This is a genomic window from Chryseobacterium sp., from assembly GCF_041914225.1.
Lineage (GTDB): Bacteria > Bacteroidota > Bacteroidia > Flavobacteriales > Weeksellaceae > Chryseobacterium.
In genome coordinates, this window is the sequence record NZ_JAYSDT010000032.1 from 21,288 (window position 1) to 43,540 (window position 22,253).

Annotated in this window: 22 protein-coding genes; 9 read left to right on the forward strand and 13 right to left on the reverse strand. The window is 35.9% G+C overall.

The features are described from left to right. The first annotated feature begins 71 nt into the window (after positions 1-71). From ACE3RB_RS14080 to ACE3RB_RS14105, 6 genes are all read left to right on the forward strand, one after another. Entirely contained in the window at positions 72-626 is a 555-nt protein-coding gene (locus ACE3RB_RS14080) for a phosphoribosyltransferase (protein ID WP_041461548.1), read from the forward strand. Between the two features lie 117 nt (positions 627-743). Continuing rightward, positions 744-1,322: an adenylate kinase gene (locus tag ACE3RB_RS14085; protein WP_374464785.1), complete on the forward strand. Its 579-nt coding sequence runs from the start codon at positions 744-746 to the stop codon at positions 1,320-1,322. Between the two features lie 55 nt (positions 1,323-1,377). Continuing rightward, on the forward strand, positions 1,378-2,361 hold the full coding sequence (gene obgE / locus ACE3RB_RS14090; protein ID WP_002981284.1) for a GTPase ObgE: 984 nt from the start codon (positions 1,378-1,380) through the stop codon (positions 2,359-2,361). Positions 2,362-2,684: 323 nt separating this feature from the next. After that, positions 2,685-3,176, forward strand: a complete 492-nt coding sequence (locus ACE3RB_RS14095; protein WP_374464786.1) for a DUF6438 domain-containing protein — start codon at positions 2,685-2,687, stop codon at positions 3,174-3,176. A gap of 95 nt (positions 3,177-3,271) precedes the next feature. After that, the gene (locus ACE3RB_RS14100) at positions 3,272-3,901 is read left to right on the forward strand and encodes a porin family protein (RefSeq protein WP_374464787.1); all 630 of its coding nucleotides are present in this window, start codon (positions 3,272-3,274) and stop codon (positions 3,899-3,901) included. A 188-nt stretch (positions 3,902-4,089) separates the two neighbouring features. Beyond that, positions 4,090-5,394, forward strand: coding sequence for a DEAD/DEAH box helicase (locus ACE3RB_RS14105; RefSeq protein ID WP_374464788.1), 1,305 nt, complete (start codon positions 4,090-4,092; stop codon positions 5,392-5,394). Between the two features lie 58 nt (positions 5,395-5,452). Here ACE3RB_RS14105 and ACE3RB_RS14110 read toward each other — a convergent pair whose 3' ends face one another. The 9 genes from ACE3RB_RS14110 to ACE3RB_RS14150 form a co-directional block, all read right to left on the reverse strand. Further along, entirely contained in the window at positions 5,453-6,214 is a 762-nt protein-coding gene (locus ACE3RB_RS14110) for a TatD family hydrolase (RefSeq protein WP_374464789.1), read from the reverse strand. A 2-nt stretch (positions 6,215-6,216) separates the two neighbouring features. Beyond that, positions 6,217-6,747 (reverse strand): DUF4269 domain-containing protein, encoded by a 531-nt coding sequence (locus ACE3RB_RS14115; protein WP_374464790.1) that lies wholly within the window; start codon positions 6,745-6,747, stop codon positions 6,217-6,219. Beyond that, positions 6,748-7,698: a GSCFA domain-containing protein gene (locus tag ACE3RB_RS14120; protein WP_374464791.1), complete on the reverse strand. Its 951-nt coding sequence runs from the start codon at positions 7,696-7,698 to the stop codon at positions 6,748-6,750. 75 nt (positions 7,699-7,773) lie between these two features. Beyond that, positions 7,774-8,745, reverse strand: coding sequence for a polyprenyl synthetase family protein (locus tag ACE3RB_RS14125; protein ID WP_332386013.1), 972 nt, complete (start codon positions 8,743-8,745; stop codon positions 7,774-7,776). 91 nt (positions 8,746-8,836) lie between these two features. Next, on the reverse strand, positions 8,837-9,607 hold the full coding sequence (locus ACE3RB_RS14130) for a GLPGLI family protein (RefSeq protein WP_374464792.1): 771 nt from the start codon (positions 9,605-9,607) through the stop codon (positions 8,837-8,839). A gap of 41 nt (positions 9,608-9,648) precedes the next feature. Then, positions 9,649-9,900: a hypothetical protein gene (locus ACE3RB_RS14135; protein ID WP_374464793.1), complete on the reverse strand. Its 252-nt coding sequence runs from the start codon at positions 9,898-9,900 to the stop codon at positions 9,649-9,651. A 248-nt stretch (positions 9,901-10,148) separates the two neighbouring features. Beyond that, positions 10,149-11,291 (reverse strand): anion permease, encoded by a 1,143-nt coding sequence (locus ACE3RB_RS14140; RefSeq protein WP_374464794.1) that lies wholly within the window; start codon positions 11,289-11,291, stop codon positions 10,149-10,151. A 13-nt stretch (positions 11,292-11,304) separates the two neighbouring features. Next, positions 11,305-11,943 (reverse strand): DUF47 domain-containing protein, encoded by a 639-nt coding sequence (locus ACE3RB_RS14145; RefSeq protein WP_002981301.1) that lies wholly within the window; start codon positions 11,941-11,943, stop codon positions 11,305-11,307. A gap of 151 nt (positions 11,944-12,094) precedes the next feature. Continuing rightward, positions 12,095-13,783: a DEAD/DEAH box helicase gene (locus ACE3RB_RS14150; protein ID WP_374464795.1), complete on the reverse strand. Its 1,689-nt coding sequence runs from the start codon at positions 13,781-13,783 to the stop codon at positions 12,095-12,097. Positions 13,784-14,195: 412 nt separating this feature from the next. On the opposite strand from ACE3RB_RS14150, the gene ACE3RB_RS14155 reads away from it, so the two are divergent. The 3 genes from ACE3RB_RS14155 to ACE3RB_RS14165 all read left to right on the forward strand — a co-directional run bounded on the left by ACE3RB_RS14155 (position 14,196) and on the right by ACE3RB_RS14165 (position 17,404). Beyond that, a complete protein-coding gene (locus tag ACE3RB_RS14155) occupies positions 14,196-14,861 on the forward strand; it encodes a DUF2461 domain-containing protein (protein ID WP_374464796.1) in 666 nt (221 codons plus the stop codon). 239 nt (positions 14,862-15,100) lie between these two features. Then, positions 15,101-15,895, forward strand: a complete 795-nt coding sequence (locus tag ACE3RB_RS14160; RefSeq protein ID WP_374464797.1) for an FkbM family methyltransferase — start codon at positions 15,101-15,103, stop codon at positions 15,893-15,895. A gap of 9 nt (positions 15,896-15,904) precedes the next feature. Beyond that, positions 15,905-17,404 (forward strand): lipopolysaccharide biosynthesis protein, encoded by a 1,500-nt coding sequence (locus ACE3RB_RS14165; RefSeq protein ID WP_374464799.1) that lies wholly within the window; start codon positions 15,905-15,907, stop codon positions 17,402-17,404. 39 nt (positions 17,405-17,443) lie between these two features. Here the strand turns inward: ACE3RB_RS14165 and ACE3RB_RS14170 are convergent, their stop codons facing one another. The 4 genes from ACE3RB_RS14170 to ACE3RB_RS14185 form a co-directional block, all read right to left on the reverse strand. Beyond that, the gene (locus ACE3RB_RS14170; RefSeq protein ID WP_374464800.1) at positions 17,444-18,484 is read right to left on the reverse strand and encodes a hypothetical protein; all 1,041 of its coding nucleotides are present in this window, start codon (positions 18,482-18,484) and stop codon (positions 17,444-17,446) included. 133 nt (positions 18,485-18,617) lie between these two features. Beyond that, positions 18,618-19,472 (reverse strand): glycosyltransferase family 2 protein, encoded by an 855-nt coding sequence (locus tag ACE3RB_RS14175; protein WP_374464801.1) that lies wholly within the window; start codon positions 19,470-19,472, stop codon positions 18,618-18,620. Between the two features lie 93 nt (positions 19,473-19,565). Continuing rightward, positions 19,566-20,966 (reverse strand): aspartate ammonia-lyase, encoded by a 1,401-nt coding sequence (gene aspA, locus ACE3RB_RS14180; protein WP_374464802.1) that lies wholly within the window; start codon positions 20,964-20,966, stop codon positions 19,566-19,568. Positions 20,967-21,038: 72 nt separating this feature from the next. Further along, on the reverse strand, positions 21,039-22,064 hold the full coding sequence (locus ACE3RB_RS14185; RefSeq protein WP_374464803.1) for an N-acetylmuramoyl-L-alanine amidase: 1,026 nt from the start codon (positions 22,062-22,064) through the stop codon (positions 21,039-21,041). Positions 22,065-22,253: the final 189 nt, after the last annotated feature.

The following is a 22,253-nucleotide window of genomic DNA, read 5'->3' on the forward strand; positions in this document are numbered from 1 at the left end:
ACCGGATTAAACACAAAAAGATTTTAATGAAAAATCTAAAATCCGTAACTTTGCCTCCTACTAAAAATTTTATGGAAAGCATTAAAGTTCACGACAAAACTTTCGTTCCTTATTTAAAGGATGCCGAAATTCAGGAGATTGTAAAAGAGACAGCGTTAAGAATTTATGAAGATTACAAGGATGAAGTTCCTGTTTTCATTGGCGTTTTAAATGGAGTTGTTATGTTCTTCTCTGATCTTTTAAAATATTACCCGGGGGAATGCGAAATTGCCTTCATTCAAATGAGTTCTTATGTAGGAACTGAGTCTACAGGAATTGTTTATCAGAAAATGGAACTGACAAAAGATGTGAAAGACCGTCACATCATTCTTGTAGAAGATATTGTTGATACAGGAAATACTGTTGAAAGTCTTTTCAAATATTTTAAAGAAACACAACGTCCTAAATCTGTAAAACTGGCAAGTTTCTTACTGAAACCTGAAGTTTATAAAAAAGATTTCAAACTGGATTATATCGGGAAAGAAATTCCGAACAAATTTGTACTTGGATACGGACTTGATTATGATGAATTAGGAAGAAACCTGCCGAATCTATATCAGCTGGAAGAAGGACAAATCAACCATTAAAGTGCTGTTGGCTATTAGCTGGTAGCTTTTAGCTTAAAATTATATAAAGAAATAAATTTAATAATAACTTAAAAAAGCTGAAAGCAAAATGCCAATTGCCGGAAGCGAATCAACATTATGATAAACATTGTTCTGTTCGGCCCTCCAGGAAGTGGAAAAGGAACACAAGCTCAGAGTCTGATCGAAAAATTCAATTTAAAACAGGTTTCAACAGGTGATCTTTTCAGATACAACATGAAAAACGACACTGAACTTGGAAAACTGGCTAAATCATACATCGATAAGGGAGAATTGGTTCCGGATCAGGTAACAACAGATATGCTGATCGATGAGATCAAAAAACCTACTGATACCAATGGTTTTATTTTTGACGGATATCCAAGAACGACTGCTCAGACAGAAGCTTTGGAAAAGATCGTTAAAGAAGTACTGAATGACGAGATAGACATCTGTCTTTCATTGGTAGTAGAGGATAAAATTTTGGTGGAGAGACTTCTGAAAAGAGGTGAAACCAGCGGAAGATCAGACGACAGCAATGTAGAGATCATCGAAAACAGAATTAAAGAATATTATACCAAAACAGCAGAAGTTGCCGAGCTTTATAAGCAACAGGGTAAATATGTAGAGGTAAACGGTGTTGGAGAAATTGATGAAATTTCCCAAAAACTTTTCGCTGAGGTAGAGAAAATTAAATAATCGGGAATGAGCAAGGGATACAAAATATCGTCCCGCAACCCGCAACACAAACTATATGTCTAACTTTGTAGATTACGTAAAGATCCATTGTAAAAGCGGACACGGAGGTGCTGGTTCTGCCCACCTTCGCCGTGAAAAATATATTCCTAAAGGTGGTCCTGACGGAGGCGACGGAGGTCGTGGAGGTCACATCATCATGAAAGGAAATGCCAACGAATGGACTTTGCTTCCCCTTCGATACACCCGTCACGTAAAAGCTGAACGTGGTGAAAACGGAGGAAAAAACCAGCTTACGGGAGCTTTCGGAGCTGATGTTTATATTGAAGTTCCGGTAGGAACTATTGCCAAAAATGAGGAAGGCGAAATTATCGGTGAAATTTTAGAAGACGGGCAGGAAATCATTCTGATGCATGGCGGTAAAGGAGGTTTAGGAAATGAGCACTTCAAGTCTTCTACCAATCAGACTCCCAGATATGCACAGCCAGGTCTTCCGGGAGAAGAGGGGTATATCGTTTTCGAGCTTAAAATTTTGGCAGATGTAGGTCTGGTTGGATTTCCGAATGCCGGAAAATCTACACTTCTGGCGTCTGTTTCTGCGGCAAAACCAAAAATTGCCAACTACGCTTTTACCACACTGACTCCTAACCTTGGAATTGTGGATTACAGAAATTACAAATCTTTTGTAATGGCTGACATTCCGGGGATTATTGAAGGAGCGGCTGAAGGGAAAGGTTTAGGACACAGATTCCTGAGACATATTGAAAGAAACTCTATCCTATTGTTCTTAATTCCGGCTGATTCCGAAAATCATTTCCAGGAGTTTAAAATCCTTGAGAATGAATTAAAAGAATACAATCCTGAATTACTGGACAAAGATTTCATCATTTCTGTTTCAAAATCCGATCTTCTGGATGATGAACTGAAAAAAGAAATTGCAGCAGAATTCCCTGAGAACAGACAGCCTTTGTTCTTCTCTGGGGTTACCGGTGAAGGCCTTATGGAACTTAAGGATGCTATCTGGAAACAGTTGCACGGATAAAATATTGATTCATCAGTTGTAAAAACTGCATCATAAAAAACAGCCTCAGATTTCTCTGAGGCTGTTTTTTTAAATTAATTTTTCTTCTGCTACATATTATTTTAAACCATTAAGAAGGATTTAAGAGGTAAAGTAAAATTAAGATAAATCATTCTGACTTTTAAGCGTGAAGCGAAGCTTATTCTTAATGTTCTTACCATCTTCATTCGATCTTAATGGTTCAATAAAAATTTGATTTATCATTTTATATTTAACATAAAACAAAAGAACATTTTATCTTTTTGGAACAATTATTGACGTGACCCTTTGAAATTGAAAAAACTATGAAATATTTGCTAACCATTTGTGCAATTGTATTTTTAACATCCTGTACAACCTCTCAAAAAGTAAATTCAAAATATGCTACCATTGAATATGAGGCTACCCCATGTTTTGGATTCTGCCCTGTTTTTAAAATGACAGTTAATCCGGATAGAACTGCTGTTTTTGAAGCAGAACATTTTAATTTTAATGACAAGCCTTCAAAAGATGAGTTTTCCAAGCCGCGTGAAGGAACTTTTAAAGGAACCATTAAAGAAGAGGACTATAATAAATTAATCAGCTTGCTGGATGGGCTGAATGTAAAAGGTTTGAATGACAAATACGGTGAACATAATATCACAGATCTTCCAACCTCTTATCTGAGAATCAAATTTGCTGACGGAACTTCAAAAAATGTAGAAGATTATGGAAAACGCGGAAGTGAGAAGCTTTCTGAAGTCTATCAGTTTTTTGAGAATTTAAGAAAAAACCAGGAATGGACTAAAGTGAAGTAAGCCTTATAAAAATATTTAAACTATCTTTGCCACAATAATTCCTTCTTTTGGGAGGAATTATTATTTTACAGAACTATTAACCATTCAAAAAGAACATGAAGAAGAACATTTTTTTCGCTCTGGCATTTGTTTTATCAACAATAAGTAATGCACAAACAGCTTCCGAATCGATGAGCTTTGGAGTAAAAGGAGGATATACCTTATCCAGCATGAAATTCTTTAACACACAGCTCGATTCAAAATCTTATTTCTACGCCGGAATCCTGGCCGAGCAGCCTTTGTCCTCTAAGTTTGGCTTGCAGGCTGAAGTAGTATATACACAACTGGGTGGTAAAGACGCTTATCCCTGGTATGAATTGGTAGGCAATGAAGTGGTAAACATGGGTAACATGCACTTTAATTATAAATTCAACCAGATACAGGTTCCCATTTCAGTAAAATATTATATTATTCCAGAGCTTTCTGCTTCTGTAGGGATGAACTTAGGATTTAATATATCATCCAAAGTAAAAATGAATACTGTTTTTGATGAGGCTGAAACGCACAATTATGAATCTTTAAAAACCTTGAATTTATTTCCATTTCTTGGAGCAGAATATAAACTTAATGAAAAGTTTTTTGTGGATGCCAGATACAATTTCAATTTTATAGAAATGAATAAAAGCAATGCAGTCCCTATTAAAATCGGATTCCTGCAGGCTGGTGTAGGATATAGATTTAAATAAATTTCAGATTTTCATATCAATACAATGGCTCCTCATGTCTGAGCAGCCATTTAAATTTTACAGGTCAATTATATTTTCACTAAAGACATAAAACGTTAAAATATATCTTAATTTTTTTTAGACTACCTTTGCAGAATGTAATTCTTTCAGACTGAAGGAATTTTTATTTAAATTTTAAAATAATTCATTTGAATTTTACAGACTTAAACTTAATAGAACCTATTGCAAAAGCAATCCAGGAACAGGGTTACACGACTCCTACTCCTATCCAGGAAAGATCTATTCCTGATATATTAGACGGCAGAGACTTTTTAGGCTGCGCGCAGACCGGAACAGGTAAAACAGCTGCTTTTTCTATTCCTATTCTACAGAATTTATCTAAAAATAAAATTCCCAATAAACATATAAAAGCATTAATCCTTACTCCTACCAGGGAACTGGCCATTCAGATTGAGGAAAATATTAATGCTTATGGTAAATATCTTCCGTTAAAGCAACTTGTTATTTTCGGGGGAGTAAAACAAGGAAATCAGGAAGCTGCATTGAAAAAGGGAGTTGATATTCTTGTTGCAACACCGGGAAGACTTTTAGATTTTATTGCCCAGGGAATCATCAGCTTAAAAAATCTTGAGATCTTTGTTCTTGATGAAGCGGACAGAATGCTGGATATGGGATTTGTACATGACGTAAAAAGAATCATTAAACTTTTACCTCAGAGAAGACAGACTTTATTCTTTTCAGCAACAATGCCGGGTGAAATTCAGAAGCTGGCTAACTCAATTCTGAACAATCCTGTGAAAGTGGAAGTAACGCCAGTTTCTTCTACTGCGGATACCATCAAACAATCTGTATATTTCGTTGAAAAAGACAATAAGCTGAACCTTCTTTCTCACATTCTGAAAAATGACATTTCAGATTCCGTACTGGTTTTTGCAAGAACAAAGCATGGAGCTGATAAGATTGCAAGAAAACTTCAGAAAGACAATATTTCTGCTGAAGCCATTCACGGCAACAAGTCTCAGAATGCAAGACAAAATGCTTTGAACAACTTTAAATCCGGAAAAACAAGAGTTCTGGTAGCAACGGATATTGCAGCCAGAGGAATTGATATCGATGAACTGAAATTCGTAATCAATTTTGAGCTTTCCGACGTTTCTGAAACCTACGTACACCGAATTGGAAGAACAGGAAGAGCCGGAGCTGAAGGAACCTCTATTTCTTTTGTAGACGGCCTTGATCTTTTAAACTTAAAGAACACCGAAAAACTGATCGGAAAGAAAATTCCTGTGATTAAGGATCATCCGTTCCATACTGATGACCTGGTTGCACAAAAAAGAGATTCCAATAACAAACCTGTTCCTGCGGGTGGTGAAAAACCTAAAACAGGTGGCAGCAATAACTCAAGGTCCAATAACAATCGTAAAAAGCCTTCTGCGGGAGCTTCAGTAGGATTTAAAAAACCTAAGAATAAGAATTTCACCAGAAAGAAATAAAAACAAACCCTTTTCAAAACTGAAAAGGGTTTTTATTTATCTTGTAATTAAAATTGTATTACTTAAAAAGTTTCTTTGCATTTTCAGTTGTAATACGGTCTATTTCAGAAAAGTCTTTTCCATAAATATTCACCAGTTTTCCGGCTACAAGGTCAAGATATGAACTTTCATTTCTTTTTCCTCTGTGAGGAACCGGTGCCAGGTATGGAGAATCAGTTTCCAGAACAATCTTATCTAATGGAATTTCACTCAGAAACTGATCTATCTTCCCGTTTTTGAAAGTCACTACTCCACCGATTCCTAAAATAAAATTAAGATCAATAGCATGCTGCGCCTGTTCAAGATTCCCTGAAAAACAATGGAAAATCCCTCTCAGCTTCGGGTGTTTCTTTCTTTCCAGCACCTCAAAGGTCTCATCAAAACTTTCTCTCGTGTGAATCACGATCGGAAGGTCTTTTTCTATTGCCCAATCGATCTGCTGTTCGAAAGCTTTCACCTGAATATCCAGCGTTGTTTTATCCCAGTACAGATCGATACCGATTTCTCCGATGGCAGGAAAATGTCTCTGATCAAGATAATTTTTCACAATTTCAAGTTCTTTCTCCCAGGATTCCGGTTTTACATAACATGGATGTAACCCCATCATTGAAAAAATCTGTCCCGGATATTCTGTTTCCAGCTGCAGCATTTTTTCATGGGATTCAGAGTCAATGGCAGGAAGATAAAACCCTGTAATTCCTTTGTCTAAAGCTCTCTGGATAGCTTCTTTTCTATCTTCATCGAATTCTTCTGCGTATAGATGTGTATGTGTATCAATCATTTTTATTTAAATTTCAACAGATCTTCATAAGGATTTTCAAGTCCCAGCAATAATCCGAAAGCCGGTTCTGTTTTTATTCCCTGTTTTTTCAGTTCTATTATTTTTTGTTTAAATTCTTCTCCCTTTTCCTTTAATATTTTATATTCAGCAATCATATGAAGGTATGCATTCTGTTCCGTTGTCGGTTTATTCTGTCCAAAAATTTCAATGGGAAATTCATCCAGCATGAAATTTAATGTAATGCATTTTTCACCGTTTATGATAGGATATTCAACTTTCGTTTCCACATCGTTAGGAATAAACCTGCTGAACATCAAATCATCCAGAAAATCTTCTCCGAATCTTAAATCAACCTCAAAAATAAGATCCAGATCACTTCCTTCTATATCTATTTCAATAGGAAGAGTTCCTGCTAAAATAGGTGAATATGCCTTTAGTTTCTCAAAAAAGCGATGTTTTGTAAGAAGTTCATAAGCTCTTTTCTGCCTTTCATTTCCGTCTTTAAGATAATCAATCTTAGTAAAATCGGGCATTTAGAATATTTTATGTTTTACTTTCCTACGCTGATTTTCTATTCTTTGATCAAGCTTTTCTCTGAACTCAATAAATTTTGGATCCTTCTTATCATTGGTTTTATGCTCTAAGGCTTTGATAATTTTAAAATTCTCCTTGATAAAATCCTTGGTTTCGTCAGAAAAATAAGCATTCCCGAATTTCTCGAAAATATAATTGACAGCCTGCGCACTGGGGTGAATCATGTCCTCTTTATAAAAACGATAATCACGCAGGTCATCCATTAAAATTTCATAAACCGGCAGGTAATGACAGTCTTCAAACATTGAAATTGATTCATGAACGGCCGTAATCAGCTTGGATTTACTTAACTGGTTTTCTACCATTCCATCCTTGGTATGTCTTACAGGTGAAACCGTAAACAGGATTTGTACTCCTTCTTTACAGATGTCTTTAAGATCCAGAATCGTCTGGTAAATCGAGCTGGTCAGTTCCTGATGGGAAAGCAGCCTTTTTTCAAAAAACTTCTGTGGAATTTTGTGACAGTTGGCTACCAGTTTATTTTTGGGCAGAAACTCATAAATAAACGATGACCCATAGGTAATGATGATCCAGTCAGCTTCCTGGAGAAAGGCATTTCCGGCTTCAATGGCACTGTTAATTTTATCTAAGGTCTGATGAATATAACGGGTATCAAAACTGGTGTGGTGGTCCAGAGAAATATATTCATCATTGTAAGTAATCAGTTCCTCTTCCTCATAAAATGCGGAATCATGTAATCTGTTGACAGCATTATTGATAGAATAAGGATTGAAAATGGTGCCAAAAGGATTATTTAAAGTCTGAAGCTGCCCGTCCTGAAGTAAATCTGTCATTTCAGAGGCAAAACAAGAACCTATCGAAAATATTTTATCTTCAATTTCAATCTTTTTATCTGATGCGGGGATATCAACTTCTGTTCTGAATTTCATTGTATAGGGGTTAGGTTGCAGGAAACAGGTTGCAGGTAATTGCTGCTACCTGCGGCCTGCCATCTGTTACCTATATTAACTTTCTCTTCTCAACAAATAATTTGCCAGTTCGATAAAAGGTTTTTTCTTTTCTTCCGGAACATCTATTTTCTGAAGGTAGCTTTGCCCGATTTCATTATGCTTTTCGATCAGACGCAACGCTTTTTCATCTACTTTTGTTCTTCTGAAAATCTTCTCAACCCCATATACCTTATCTACATTTTCAGTTTTTTTAGAATACCAGTAATCCAGTTCTTTTCTTTCTTCATCGGTAGCGTGCTCTCTTGCCAGCAGATACAGAACCGTTTTCTTGTTTTCATAAATATCCCCGGCATGCTTTTTCCCGAACTGAGCCTGGTCTCCGAATACATCCAGATAATCATCCATGATCTGGAAGGCAATTCCAATATGTTTTCCGAAGTTGAAAATCGCTTTGGCGTCTTTGAAATCTGCTTTTGCAATCAAAGCTCCGATCTCAAAAGAAGAAGCACTCAGAACACCTGTTTTGTAAGTAATCATTCTGATATAATCGTCAAAAGTAACATTCTCCTGAGTTTCAAAGTTGATATCATACTGTTGTCCCTCACATAACAGAAGTCCTGTGTGGGTAAAAATTCTGATACATGCTTTGAAAATTTCAGGTTCAAGATCTTCAAAGAATTTATAGGCTTTAAGCATCAGTCCGTCTCCGGAAAGGATTCCCACATTAAGACCATGCAGGGTATGAATAGTAGGCTTATTTCTTCTTAAAGGCGCTTCATCCATAATATCGTCATGAATCAGCGTGAAATTATGGAAAAACTCGATCGCCAATGCAGGTTTGATGGCCTGTTTAAGATCACCTCCGAACATCTCACACGCCATAAGCACCATAATGGGACGAAGGCGTTTTCCACCATGGGAAATAATATAGTTCATCGGTTCATATAATTCCGAAGGTTTGTCTTTAAAAGTATATTTAGTGATGGCGTCCGCAACAATCTGCTGGTATCTGTCTAAAAATTCCATAAAATCTTATAATTTGAACAAAAATACGATTTTTCAAAGCTTTATAAAACAAAAACCTCATCGTTTTAATGAGGTTTTTTGTGATTATTTGCTATTCTAAAAAATTATTAAATTTCTTTTTATTTTCTTCAATTCTTTTTCTGTACTCAGGAGTATTAATTTTACCTTGAGAAGGATCATTAATATATTCTTTACGTTTTTCTATGTATTGAGATTGAGTAATTAACAATCCTTTTTTATATTCTATAGGTAAATTTATTTTAACTATAGAAAGAAGCTCAAAATTAAAATACTTGTTTTCATCGTTAACATCTAAAATTAATCCTGGAAGGCCTTTAAACTTATAAGGACCATCATTAACAGGAATTTCATAAGTAAACCACGCTATGAATATTCTCTTTCCAACTTTAGCAACAGCTTTTGTACATTTATATCCTTGAATAATTTTATTAGTCAGATTATCAACCTCCCAATGGATGTCTTCCGCATGAAAAGTATAAAAATCTCTACCCAGGTGGTTTGATATATAGAGAGAATCATTATCCTTATAAACAGAATGCCTTACTTTCGATTGTATTAATTTACCCGGCTCTACAATACTGCCAGTCTTTATTGCTGTTTCTACCTGTTTTTTAAAACCATCCGAAAATGCTTTATAATTCTCACTATAATAAACAGATTTTTTGCCATTAGTCAAGAGTATCATTGGTTCTGAAACAACATTTTCTATATTCAAAGTGTCCGGTATATATGAAAAGTTGTATTTGACTTCCAGTATCGAAATATCACCCTCCAATTTGGGAGTTTGACTGTTAATAAAGATTAAAAGAAAATAAAAAAATATACTGAAAATCTTTTTCATAAAAAATAAATACAAGGTATTTCAAACAGCTTCAGATAATATTAAACAGGTGGGTTTTCATAGCTGGCATGTCCGCAATCCTGTTGATTATACATTTCCCATTCATTATTTACACAATCATACGTATCAAAATCAGTATCTAAAATAGTTTGATAGGTAGTTCCACAAACAGTTTTTAGTGTTATTAAATAACGTGTAAATAAAACAGCTTGGGTTGTTTTTTCATTCTTAAAATTATTGGCTTTAACAAGTACTGCCAACATAAATACTGAAAGAAGTAATATTTTTTTCATTGTAATTTGTATTTAATAAGCTTTTTGTTCAGAAGTATTTTGCAAAACGTTTGTCTAATGTATGGAACAAACAAACTATAAAGCAATATAAATCAACAAAATAAGAAACTTATTTTAAACAAAATGCAAAAACATGAATCACAACAATAAACATCTTGTTTTTAATTAATAATTTAAGTTTCAACGCTACTATAAAAAAAACTTTGTCCAAATGGACAAAGTTTTTTGTTATGATATGAGATATATCTTTAAGATAAGAAAGTCACCACAAGATAGGTAATTCCTGCTACAATGGCAGAGATTGGAATTGTCAATACCCAAGCCCAAAGAAGGCTTACCGTAATCCCCCATCTTACAGCCGAAACTCTTTTTGTTAATCCTACCCCGATAATGGAACCTGTAATGGTATGAGTTGTAGATACAGGAATACCGAAGTGGTCTGTGATGAATAAAGTAATAGCCCCTGCAGTTTCTGCACTTACCCCTTCTAATGAAGTTACTTTAGTAATCTTGGTACCCATTGTTTTGATGATTTTCCAACCACCGCTCATGGTTCCTAAACCAATAGCAAGGAATGAAACCAGAGGAACCCAGATATAATGCTGAGCGAAATAGTCAAAACGTTCTGCAGAAGGAATATTCAGATACTGTACATCCTGAAGCATGTTAACGTGGTAATAGATTACTGCTGCACCAATGATCCCCATTACTTTCTGTGCATCATTCAAACCGTGTCCCAAGCTGAATAAAGCTGAAGAAGCCAGCTGCAGCCTTTTGAAAGACTGGTCTGCTTTGTGCGGGTTTGATCTTTTATAAAGGTGTATAATAATCAGTGTAATGATAACGGAGATAATCATCCCTATGATCGGAGCCATGAAAATGAACAGGAAGATAGGAATTACTTTATCAAACTTCACCACACTCTGATGTGTTACCTGATTAAAGGCTTCTTTAATGGTGCCCCATGTTCCAAGGTCCGGCTGTGCTACCGCCACATCATGATAATCCATCATGAAAGCATGCATAAGAGCAGCTCCCAGGAAACCTCCGATCAGTGTATGTGATGATGATGAAGGGATCCCGAACCACCATGTAAGCAGGTTCCAGGCAATAGCTGCCACAAGACCGGAAAATATAACTTCAAGGGTGATAAAATTCTCGTTGACTGTTTTGGCAATTGTATTACCAATTTTGAATTCTCCAATGATATAAGCAGCAATGAAGAACGCTGCAAAGTTCCAAAGCGCTGCCCAAAGTACAGCCTGGAATGGAGTTAAAACTTTTGTAGAAACTATAGTCGCAATTGAGTTGGCAGCATCATGGAAACCATTGATATAATCGAAGATCAGGGCCAGCGCAATAATAACTATAAGTAAAATAGGAAATTCCATTTTTTGCTATGTATTAGGCGTATTTAATCATGATGTTCTCAATCGTATTGGCAACATCCTCTGCTTTGTCCGTTACAACTTCAAGGTAGTTCAGTACAGATGAAACTTTAATAATGTTGATGGCATCATTGGTTTCAAATAATTCTACCATTGAATTGGAAAGCAGGTCGTCTGCAATATTCTCGATAGAGTTCACCTTAATACAAGCTTCTTTCACCTGTTCCATATTTTTAAACCCTTTAAGGTTTTTCATGGCATTCTGAATTTCAAGACATGCTTTATGGATCAATAAGGAGAAGTCTGAATAAGCCTTCATCTCTGGTGATTTGTAAAGGAAAATATATTTTGTGGAAGCGTAGATATAATCAGCAATATCATCAAGTCCTGTTGCCAGCGTGTGGATATCCTCACGGTCAAAAGGTGTAATGAAGTTTTTCCCTAATTCTACGAAAATTTCGTGTGTAAGTTCATCGTTCTTGTGTTCGAAGTCGCTCATTTTCTTCAACATTGAATCATCATTAAGATCGAAATCCTTGATTCCTGTGTTGAATTCTTCTGACATTGCAACTAGATTTTCAGTTACTTTTTCGAAAAGTACAAAGAAGATTTTATCTTTTGGTTGAAAAGCGTGGAAAATATTACCAATTCCCATTTTTTAGTATTTATAATTCGTGTGCAAATTTCTTAAAAAAGGATTGTACGTGAAACTATATAACATTAAGTTTTGTTAACATTCGCTTAACAACTGATTATCAAACAAAAAAACCGGCACTAATGCCGGTTTTGTATGGTTGGGAAAGAGATTAGTTTGCTACTTCAGCTCTCATATCTTTTCCTTTGAATTTCATAGATTGAATATTGCTCAAAACATTGTCTTTGAACGATTTTTCAACTTCGAAGAAAGAGAATTTCTCTAAGATTTCAATATCACCGATTTCCGCTCTTTTCTTGCTTTTTCCGCCAGCAGTAGCTTTGTTGATAATATCTAAAACATCAAGTTTCTTTAAATGGTCTTTTTTACCAAGGTTGAAGAAGAATCTTACCATGTTTTCATCTTTTCTTCTTGGTTTTCCGCCACGTTCCCTGTCTCTTCCTCTGTCTCTGTCGCGACCTCTATCTCGGTCTCTGTCACGTCGGTCTCTTCTTGAGTAATCATCGTCTCTGCTGCTTAATTTCTGCTCAACAAGGTCATGCTTGTCTTTGTAGTATAAAGCAAGATCTCTCAACTGGAACTGCAGAAGCTGGTGTACCAGTTCTTCTTTTGTAAAGTTACTCAGATCCGGGATTAAGCTGTCATCAAATTCGAAAAGATCTTCGTGCTCCGTCAATAATTTTTCGAATACACCTCCTACCTGAGCTTTGATAATATCATCACCTGTAGGAATCGTTCTTTCATGAATCTCAATTTTTGTTGCAGACTTGATCTGTTTCAGTTTTCTGCTTTCTTCAGGCTTGATTAAAGCCATAGAAATACCGTCTTTTCCTGCTCTACCTGTTCTTCCGCTTCTGTGAACGAATACTTCAGGGTCATCCGGTAAAGAGAAGTGAATAACGTGAGTCAGTGAGTTTACATCCAGCCCTCTTGCTGCAACGTCTGTCGCTACAAGAATATCGATATTTTTCAATCTGAATTTCTTCATTACCGTATCTCTCTGCGCCTGAGAAAGATCACCATGAAGAGCATCAGCTGCATATCCGTTCTGCATTAAGAAATCAGCAACCTCCTGAGTTTCCATTCTCGTTCTGCAGAAGATGATAGAATACTGGTTAGGGTTGGCATCAATTAATCTTTTCAATGCTTCTTTTTTCTGGCGGTACCCTACCACATAATATTCGTGCGTAATGTTCTTCTTCACTTCGTTGATAGAACCTACAGAAATACGGTGAGGTTTTGTAAGGTAATTTTTGGAAATTCTTTCCACTTCTTTATTCATCGTTGCAGAGAATAAGAAAGTCTGTTTTGTTTCCGGAGTTTCGCTTAGAATGGTTTCCAATTCATCTTTGAATCCCATTGAAAGCATTTCATCAGCTTCGTCTAATACCAACCAATGAATTGCAGAAAAGTCTAATGCCTTTCTGTTGATAAGATCAATTACTCTTCCCGGAGTTCCCACAATGATTTGCGGTTTGTCCTTCAAAGATCTCATCTGCTCTACAATACTACTTCCACCATAAACCGCAGTAGTTTTGATGTCTTTCATGTACTTAGAGTAATTCTTTATGTCTTTAGAAATCTGAAGACATAATTCCCGTGTCGGACAAAGCACCAATAATTGGATTTTGCGACTCGTATCGTCAATCATATCCAAAATCGGAAGCGAAAACGCTGCTGTTTTGCCTGTCCCTGTCTGCGCAAGTGCGATCAAGTCGCGAATATCTGAAAGAATGAAAGGGATAGTCTGTTTTTGGATTTCTGTCGGGCTTTCGTAACCCAGTTCGCCAATTGCCTTAAGGATATCAGGACTTAAATTGGTTTCCGTAAATAAATTCATTAACTATTTTAAAATTTTTGCAAAGATACAATAAATATTTGATTTGTTTTTGAATAAATTTTTAAATATGCAAACTTAAATTCACAATCCTTTAATATATCTTCGATTTTTAGAAAATTAAATCTAAAAAAAGAGGCTTCAAATTAAAAAGTTATTAAACATTATTTTTTTTTATTAAATTGGATTGATTTTTTCCGTACTATTTATGAATTTTCGAAAATAATACCATGAAAAATATTTTTTTTGACATTTTTCCCTGTCTGTTTAAGCACATTATTGAGATATGAATAGTTTTTGTACATTTGAGTTATGACATTCGGGATGCAGGATTCGAGTTACGGAAATTCGGGATTTGAGCTCAGAAACTGTTTCGAATATCATTTTAACAATAATGAAAAACACCTTACACAATATGTCTACAAGCATTTCTTCCAAAACATTTGATTTTTTAAAAAAGTTAAATAAAAACAACAACCGCGAATGGTTTAATGAGAACAAAAATCTTTACACGGAAGCTCAGCAAAATGTCGTTTCTTTTTTAGATGAACTGATTAAAGAGATGTCCGGTTTTGATCAAGAACTTGCAAAAATAGACAGCAAAAAAGCCCTGTTCAGAATTTACAGAGACACCCGTTTTTCTAAAGACAAATCGCCTTATAAAACCAATTTCGGGGCTTCTCTGGGAATGGGAAAAGGGAACCAGAAAGGAGGCTATTACCTTCACATGGAACCCGGAAAATCCTTTTTGGCAGGAGGAATTTATATGCCCGAATCTTCTGTACTGAAAGAGGTTCGTAAAGAAATTTCGCTGTATGGGGATGATTTCCTTAAAATCCTCAATAATAAAGACTTCAAAAAACATTTTCCCGAACTTGATCAGGACGACAAACTGAAAAAAATCCCTCAGGGTTTCGAAAAAGAAGATCCTATGGGAGAATATCTTAAGCTTAAAAATTTCATTGTAATATATGCTCTGAAAGATGATGAAGTGCTGGATAAAAATGCAGTAAAGAATATGAGCAGAATTTTCAGACTGATAAAGCCCTTCAATGATTTCCTGAACGCTCCTTTTCTTTGATTCCTGGCTTATTTCTTTGACGGCACATCCTATTCTAACAAAATCTTAATCTGCCTGGCTTTTAAATAAAAATCCAGTTGTTACCTCATTGTTCAATCAATCACAATTTTACTGAAATACAAATATTTACTAAAACAAACTACACAAACCTCCACTGAAAATCAACTTATTATCATTAACATTTTTTAAGAAAAGTTTTACATTTTTACGTATCTTTGCTGTTCGCCAAAAAGCCTACAATGTCTTTATACCAAAAAATTGCAGAAAAACTACAGTATATAAGTCCGAATTTCTACAAAAAAAGATATTTTAAAACTTTAAATAATCTTAGTAAAAATAATTTTTCGGAGCGTAATGTAGAACCGGAACTGGTATGGATTAAAGAATACCTTTCTAAAAATGCAGTGATATTAGACATTGGTGCCAATGTCGGAACCTTCCTGTATCAGCTGGAAAACGCACTGAATCATGAAAACATTTATGGTTTTGAGCCCAATAAGAAACTTTACCGAAGACTGAAAAGGCTGTTTCCTGCAATGCATATCCTTCCTCTGGCACTTTCTGATGAAAACAGAATTGCAGAGTTCAAAGTACCTGTTATTAATGGAAAAACGATTGCTTCACGCGGTACTTTAAACACTTCTTATAAAGAAAAAGGGGAAGAGAAAAGCTATACGGAGAGAGTAAAGGTTATCAAGCTGGACGAATGGGCTGCACTGGAACATTTCAACAGACTTGATTTCATTAAAATAGACGTTGAAGGAAATGAAATAAAAACATTATCCGGGGCGAGAGAAACCATCAGACGATTTCAGCCGACTTTAATGGTCGAAATGGAACAAAGACACCACGACACGCCTATCTGGAATGAAATATCCGAAGTGATGAACTGGGGATACGAAGCCAAATACCTGAACAGAGACAGCTTTATGCTGGAAAATCTTACAGAAGATATTATAACACAAAATACAAACGACGAAAAAAATAAAACTCAGTACATCAACAATATTATTTTTATACCTAAAAACATTTAAAACAACTTTATGAGTGTAGTAGCGAGACAAGGCTTCAAATATTCCATTATCGGTTATATTGGTTTTTTGCTGGGCACCGTTTCCGCAATATTCATATTTCCAAATGATTTTGAATTTTATGGAAAGCTGCGCTACATTCTTCCCACCGTAGAAATGCTGGTTCCTTTTGTTGTATTGGGTATCTCCTATTCGAATATAAAGTTTTTTCACACCGTGGAAAGAGATGGCAAAAAGCAGAATATGCTGTCACTATCACTGCTTACTGTTTTTATCAATTTTCTTATTTTCACAGTGGTATTTTTCTTACTTCCTTATTTTTATCCGAAGTTCAGGCATTCAGAGGCATGGAAGATTAAAGAAATGATTCTTCCGCTGATCTTAATCCTTTCATTTTGTGCTATTTTTAATAAATATACTTCCAATTATAAGAGAATTGTAGTTTCCAATATTTTCGATAATTTATTTCCGAAAATTGCCAATTTGGGAGCATTCTGTCTTTTTTTCTTTGCTTTATCCCAGAATATCAGTGCAGCAATATCACAAAAAATTGCGTTTGCTTTCTTTTTGGGAATTTTCTTTTTGATGCTTTTGGGTTACATTTATTACACCAATAAGCTTGAAAAGATTCAGCTGGATTTTAACACAGATTATTTTAAGAAGAATAATTTCTGGAAAGAGTTTTTCAATTACAGTTTCTTCGGATTTCTGGGAACTTTCGGAAATTATCTGGCCATCAACAGTTTTATGATCGGGGAATTTATGGGAATGGAAGAAGTAGGTATTTACTCGGTTTTATATGCCCTTATTTCACTGATTTCTATCCCACAGCTGGGATTATTCAATATTTCTGCTCCTATCATTAATAAAACACTGGCAGACGGAGATATGGTAGAGCTGGACAGGTTCCATAAGAAAACATCTTTAACATTATATTTCCTGGGTGCTGTTCTATTCTCCTGTATTATGGTTGGCTTCCCCTATCTGACTCAATTTATGCCAAAGAACGGAACCATGCTCAGAGAATATGAGCCTGTGGTATGGATCTGGGGCTCTGCTGTATTAATAGACCTTGCCACCGGCTTCAATGGAAATATTATTTCACTGTCAAAATATTACAGATTCAATATCCTGGTGATGCTTTTGCTTGCCGGGCTGACTATTGGGCTTAATTATTATTTCATTAAAAATACGGATCTCAAACTTATTGGAATTGCTTTATCTACGGCAATTTCCCTTACGATCTACAATGTTGTGAAAATCGTTTTCAATTATATCGTCTTTAAGGTTTCGCCGTTGAGTATTGAAATGATTTTTGTTTCCATCATATGTACGCTGGCAATTACAGTAGCGATCGTTCTCCCGAATTTCAACAGCAATCTGCTTAATCTTGTTTACAAGCCTGCAGTTGTACTGATCCTCATCTATATTGGAAATTATTTCACAAAAATATTCCCTGTTGAAGAGTACCTGAATATGAGGTTTATTAAGAGTGTATTTAAAATTAAATAAACATTTCCGGGTTTAAAATAACTGAAAAGAGCCTAAAGATCAGATTAAGCTGTGTAAAAATTGTTCCAGTTTTTTCTGGATCTCTTTCCTGCCATACGTTTTGTAAAAATCAAATGAAGCTTCTGAAAGTTCAGTTAGCTGATCAATAACATTTTCTTTTTCAGGAATGATAAAATCTAGTTTTGAAGGATAATTTCCCGGAAAAACAGCTAATTTTCCGTAAGCGACTGCATCACCAAGGTTCCCCGTCATTTTAGTCACTCCATAGGTTTCTTTCATGCTGAAAAATTCCGTCTCCTGCTGAATCGGACACCATAAAACATCTGCTTTCTGCATCCATCTTTCAAAATCTTCAGATGAAACTCTTTCAGAAAAATAAGTGATTTCAATATTTCCAGGCAATTTTTCAGACAACTGTGTGAGTTGTTTCAATTCATGCCCGGTTGCTTTTCCAAGGAAAACAAACTTACAAGGTTTATCAGTTTTCAGATTCTGAATAGTTTTAAAAATATAGTCATAATCCCTTCTTTTTTGAGATAATCCGCCGGGAATAAGTATAATGAGATTTTCATTTTTTGTTTTGTTGAAATCCCTCGTATAAAATAGCGGTAGAAACTTATACTTTTCTGAGATTAAAGCTTCGTCCAATACCAAAAGAGATCCGGAAGTCTGATATACCTTGGTTTTGTAGAATAGCCCTTCTTTAAGCCACAGTTTTAATCTGAAAACAACGTCTCCTTTGAAAACGCTTTTTATCAGATCAAATTTTGATGCTTTGATAAAATTAAGATTGTGGGAAATGACTGCTGTATTATACTTTTTTGTTATCGCTAAAAATATATTAAAATAACGGTGAACCGTTCCAATAACAACGAGATCATAATCTTTCTCTTTTAACTGATCCAGGATCATTGAGCTGTCTGATAAAAATACAGGCTCATCACTATGATTAATCTGATCTTTAATTCTTTTTGAAAAATAATAGTCTACTGAAAACTCCTGAGAGTCTTTCATAATATCCATGAAAGCCTTGGCAATTTCTGCGTGGGTATCTATTTCTATGTAAGCTATTTTTTTCACGATGGGAGTTACATTCTTAAGTTTCGGCTAAAGCCGATGGATTTTTTTTGATTAAATGGGTTAAAGCCCGTTCCTATTTAATTTTTCCAACAATGATTCATGAAGTCTTCTATAATTCCTGGATTTACACATCTTACATCTTCAGCCATTTTTTCTTCAGCATTTTCCAGCGTTGATCATTTGCAGCTTTCTGTTCTTCTTTTGTAATTTTCAATTCCAGTTTCTTTGATCTGCAGCCTTCATAAGACTTAACAATGTCTAAGAAAAAACCGACAGACTTGCTTTTCATCGCTTCTTTTGAAGCGGCAATATATGCAAGAAACCTGTTCAGCCCAAGGAAATAAAAATATCTTCCGTAATAATCGGCAGGACGTATTGTGTAATCAGCTCCTTTTACTTTGATCAGCTTTACATGGAGTTCAGGTAAAACAGCTTCCTTCCATCCCAGATTTTCAAGCAATATGGAATCAATATTATCCCAGCCCAGTGTTTCTCTTAATCCTCCGATCTGCATAAAACATTCTTTACGATAAGCCTTCATAGGGCCTCTTACATGATGCTTATTGGAATTCCCTTCATATACCCATTTGCCGTCTTTTTCTATATACAGAAGCCCTCCAACCAAACCATATTTGGGGTTATTGGCAAAAGCCGCTTCTACAGTTTCCAGATAATTATCCGGAAGAATGATATCGGCATCAAATTTACAGATGATATCAAAATCATTAAGGGATTGAGTCTGAAGTCCGTTTTTAAAGGCATGAACAACTTTTGAGCCTGGCTGATGTTCTGATTTCTGAAGGGCAACGGTTTCGAAACGGGAATCTGATTCCGTGTATTTCCTGATGATTTCAGGTGTTCTGTCTGTAGAACCGTCATTCACAACCACCACTTTAAAATCCTTGCTGCTTTGCTGCTGTAAAGAATCAAGAGTAAAGGAGAGATTGTCTTCTTCGTTATGAGCAGGAATTATGATTAAAAACCTCACGGGAATGATAAATTGATGAATGATCAATGATAATGATCAATGATAAGAACCCACTAAGAGCATCAATTATCACTGATCATTATTGTTTATAAATTATTTGTTATGCGGTTTCAGCATGTTTTTCGGATCAAGGATTTCATCCAGTTTTTCCTGGGAAAGAATTCCTTTTTCCAGCACAAGGTTGTAAACACTTTTTCCGGTTTCCAATGCTTCTTTTGCAATCTGTGTAGACTGTTTGTACCCGATATAAGGATTCAATGCCGTTACAATTCCGATGCTGTGTTTTACCATATTCAGGCAAACTTCTTTGTTGGCTGTAATTCCAACCACACATTTCTCACGGAGGGTATCCAAAGCATTACAAAGGAAATTGATGTTTTCCATGATAGCATGGGAAAGTACCGGTTCCATTACATTCAGCTGCAATTGACCTGCCTCTGCGGCAAAAGTTACGGTAAGATCGTTTCCGAATACTTTGAAGCAAACCTGGTTCACCACTTCCGGAATCACAGGATTTACTTTACCTGGCATAATAGAAGATCCCGGCTGCATCGGCGGAAGATTGATTTCAAAAAGACCTGCTCTCGGACCTGATGAAAGCAATCTTAAATCGTTACAGATTTTAGATAGTTTAACAGCCAGACGTTTCATTGCAGAAGAATAGATCACATAAGATCCTGTATCAGGAGTAGCTTCTACCAAATCCGGCGCAGAAACAATCGGGAATCCTGTAATCTGGGCTAAGTTTTTAGCACAAAGCGTGGCATAACCTACCGGAGCATTCAATCCCGTTCCGATAGCAGTTGCCCCCATATTCACTTCCACGAAAAGGCTCGCATTATTATTCAGTTTGGAGATATCCTCTTCCAGAGTGGCAGCATAGGCTTCAAACTCCTGTCCCAAAGTCATAGGAACAGCATCCTGAAGCTGTGTACGTCCCATTTTGATCACATCATGAAACTCCTGCCCTTTGGCGCGGAAAGCCTCAATAATTTTTTCAAGTCTTTCAACCAGTCCGATATTCATCTGAAGCAATCCCATTTTGATCGCTGTAGGGTAAGCATCATTGGTTGACTGTGAAAGGTTGATATGGTCATTAGGTGAACAGAATTCATATTCTCCCTTATTTTTGCCTAATTTCTCCAGCACGATATTGGCAATCACTTCGTTTGCATTCATGTTGATGGAAGTTCCTGCCCCACCCTGGATCATATCTACCGGAAACTGGTCATGATATTTCCCTTCTACAATTTCATCACACGCTTCCGCTATCTTGAAATACAGGTTTTCATCTAAAAGTCCCAGTTCATAGTTGGTTTTTGCTGCAGCTTTTTTAACAAAAGCCAGTCCTTTTATAAACTCCGGATACGAAGACAAAAGCTGTCCTGAAATTTTAAAATTGTTGATAGCTCGTTGTGTCTGAACCCCATAATAAGCATCTAAAGGCACATTAAGTTCGCCTAATAAATCGCTTTCTTTTCTGAAATTTTCCATTACAGATATTTTACTGTTTTTGATCGTTTAAAGATAGCAAAAACGCATCTAACCGATGCGCTTTAATCTGAATTATTTTACCGGATATTTTTGGTTTAACGCCTGCAGTATTGCCCATGTTTCGGCATCCATGATCCCGTCATAATTCTGAGGACGGAAATGATACTGGAATGCCTCAATTGTTTTCTTGGTAGCATCATCCCATTGTCCGTTGGGATCAAGTGCATATCCGAATTTCTGCAGTGAAGTCTGGATAAGGAAGATAAAGCTGGAGTCATTATATCTTGTTGTAATGTCTGCCTGAGCTGCTTCAAGATAAGTCTGCTTGGCTGCTTCATCATACCACATTCCAATCTGGTATTCATCATAAAGTTTTTTCCATGGGAACATAGGCCCCGGATCCTGCTTTCTCGTAGGAGCAATGTCTGAATGGGCAAGCACATTGGTAGGCTGGATCTGATATCTTGTCACAATATCTTTAACCAATGCTGCTACTTTTTTTACCTGATCATCACTAAAAGGAGCAAATGTTCTTTTACCTGTGCTATCTGTAGTATATCCTGTATTTACAATCTCAATACCAATAGAAGTATCATTAAGGTTTTTATCATTTCTCCATGCACTTACTCCGGCATGGTAAGCGCGTTTGTTCTCATCTACCAACTGATAGATCTCGTTATCTCCTGTATTATTTACCAGATAATGGGCACTCACTGCCTGCTGGGTAAGAACTGTAATTGATTTATCGTCCGGAAGTGCTGTATAATGTAATATTAAGTAACGCTGTCTGAAGTTCTGGGCAACGGCCGGAAAATAGGTCTTCACTACTTTATAGCCGGCTGGTTTTGCAGACACAATAGAACCATAACTTGCCGTATTATCATTTTTTGTTGGATCTGCTATATTGGTAGTAAAAAAGTCGCCCCCATGATCAGATACCACTTTTGGTTTTGGAGCAACCGGAGGTGTTGTCTGAACTGTTGGTTTCGCCTGTGTTACCGGGGTTTTCGGTTTGTACGTATTTTTTTTTACATTTTGTTGGGAAGTACATGAAAAAACAAATGTGCTTAATCCGATGATATATAATGTCTTACGCATCAGTTTGATTTTTGGATGATTTATTACTTCAAAAATACACAAAATTTTCTTGAATTTTATTTGGTAAATAAAGAAATCTGTTCTATATTTGCACTCGCAATAACGGAACAACGATCATTAAAAAATAAACAAAAAGGAGGGTTGCCGGAGTGGTTAACGGAGCAGTTTGCTAAACTGTCGACGCGAAAG

Excerpts from the sequence above, each read along its gene's own strand:
- ACE3RB_RS14080 (WP_041461548.1), top strand. The coding sequence starts at position 72 with ATGGAAAGCATTAAAGTTCACGACAAAACTTTCGTTCCTTATTTAAAG.
- ACE3RB_RS14085 (WP_374464785.1), top strand. The coding sequence starts at position 744 with ATGATAAACATTGTTCTGTTCGGCCCTCCAGGAAGTGGAAAAGGAACA.
- obgE (WP_002981284.1), top strand. The coding sequence starts at position 1,378 with ATGTCTAACTTTGTAGATTACGTAAAGATCCATTGTAAAAGCGGACAC.
- ACE3RB_RS14095 (WP_374464786.1), top strand. The coding sequence starts at position 2,685 with ATGAAATATTTGCTAACCATTTGTGCAATTGTATTTTTAACATCCTGT.
- ACE3RB_RS14100 (WP_374464787.1), top strand. The coding sequence starts at position 3,272 with ATGAAGAAGAACATTTTTTTCGCTCTGGCATTTGTTTTATCAACAATA.
- ACE3RB_RS14110 (WP_374464789.1), bottom strand. The coding sequence starts at position 6,214 with ATGATTGATACACATACACATCTATACGCAGAAGAATTCGATGAAGAT.
- ACE3RB_RS14115 (WP_374464790.1), bottom strand. The coding sequence starts at position 6,747 with ATGCCCGATTTTACTAAGATTGATTATCTTAAAGACGGAAATGAAAGG.
- ACE3RB_RS14120 (WP_374464791.1), bottom strand. The coding sequence starts at position 7,698 with ATGAAATTCAGAACAGAAGTTGATATCCCCGCATCAGATAAAAAGATT.
- ACE3RB_RS14125 (WP_332386013.1), bottom strand. The coding sequence starts at position 8,745 with ATGGAATTTTTAGACAGATACCAGCAGATTGTTGCGGACGCCATCACT.
- ACE3RB_RS14130 (WP_374464792.1), bottom strand. The coding sequence starts at position 9,607 with ATGAAAAAGATTTTCAGTATATTTTTTTATTTTCTTTTAATCTTTATT.
- ACE3RB_RS14135 (WP_374464793.1), bottom strand. The coding sequence starts at position 9,900 with ATGAAAAAAATATTACTTCTTTCAGTATTTATGTTGGCAGTACTTGTT.
- ACE3RB_RS14140 (WP_374464794.1), bottom strand. The coding sequence starts at position 11,291 with ATGGAATTTCCTATTTTACTTATAGTTATTATTGCGCTGGCCCTGATC.
- ACE3RB_RS14145 (WP_002981301.1), bottom strand. The coding sequence starts at position 11,943 with ATGGGAATTGGTAATATTTTCCACGCTTTTCAACCAAAAGATAAAATC.
- ACE3RB_RS14150 (WP_374464795.1), bottom strand. The coding sequence starts at position 13,783 with ATGAATTTATTTACGGAAACCAATTTAAGTCCTGATATCCTTAAGGCA.
- ACE3RB_RS14155 (WP_374464796.1), top strand. The coding sequence starts at position 14,196 with ATGTCTACAAGCATTTCTTCCAAAACATTTGATTTTTTAAAAAAGTTA.
- ACE3RB_RS14160 (WP_374464797.1), top strand. The coding sequence starts at position 15,101 with ATGTCTTTATACCAAAAAATTGCAGAAAAACTACAGTATATAAGTCCG.
- ACE3RB_RS14165 (WP_374464799.1), top strand. The coding sequence starts at position 15,905 with ATGAGTGTAGTAGCGAGACAAGGCTTCAAATATTCCATTATCGGTTAT.
- aspA (WP_374464802.1), bottom strand. The coding sequence starts at position 20,966 with ATGGAAAATTTCAGAAAAGAAAGCGATTTATTAGGCGAACTTAATGTG.
- ACE3RB_RS14185 (WP_374464803.1), bottom strand. The coding sequence starts at position 22,064 with ATGCGTAAGACATTATATATCATCGGATTAAGCACATTTGTTTTTTCA.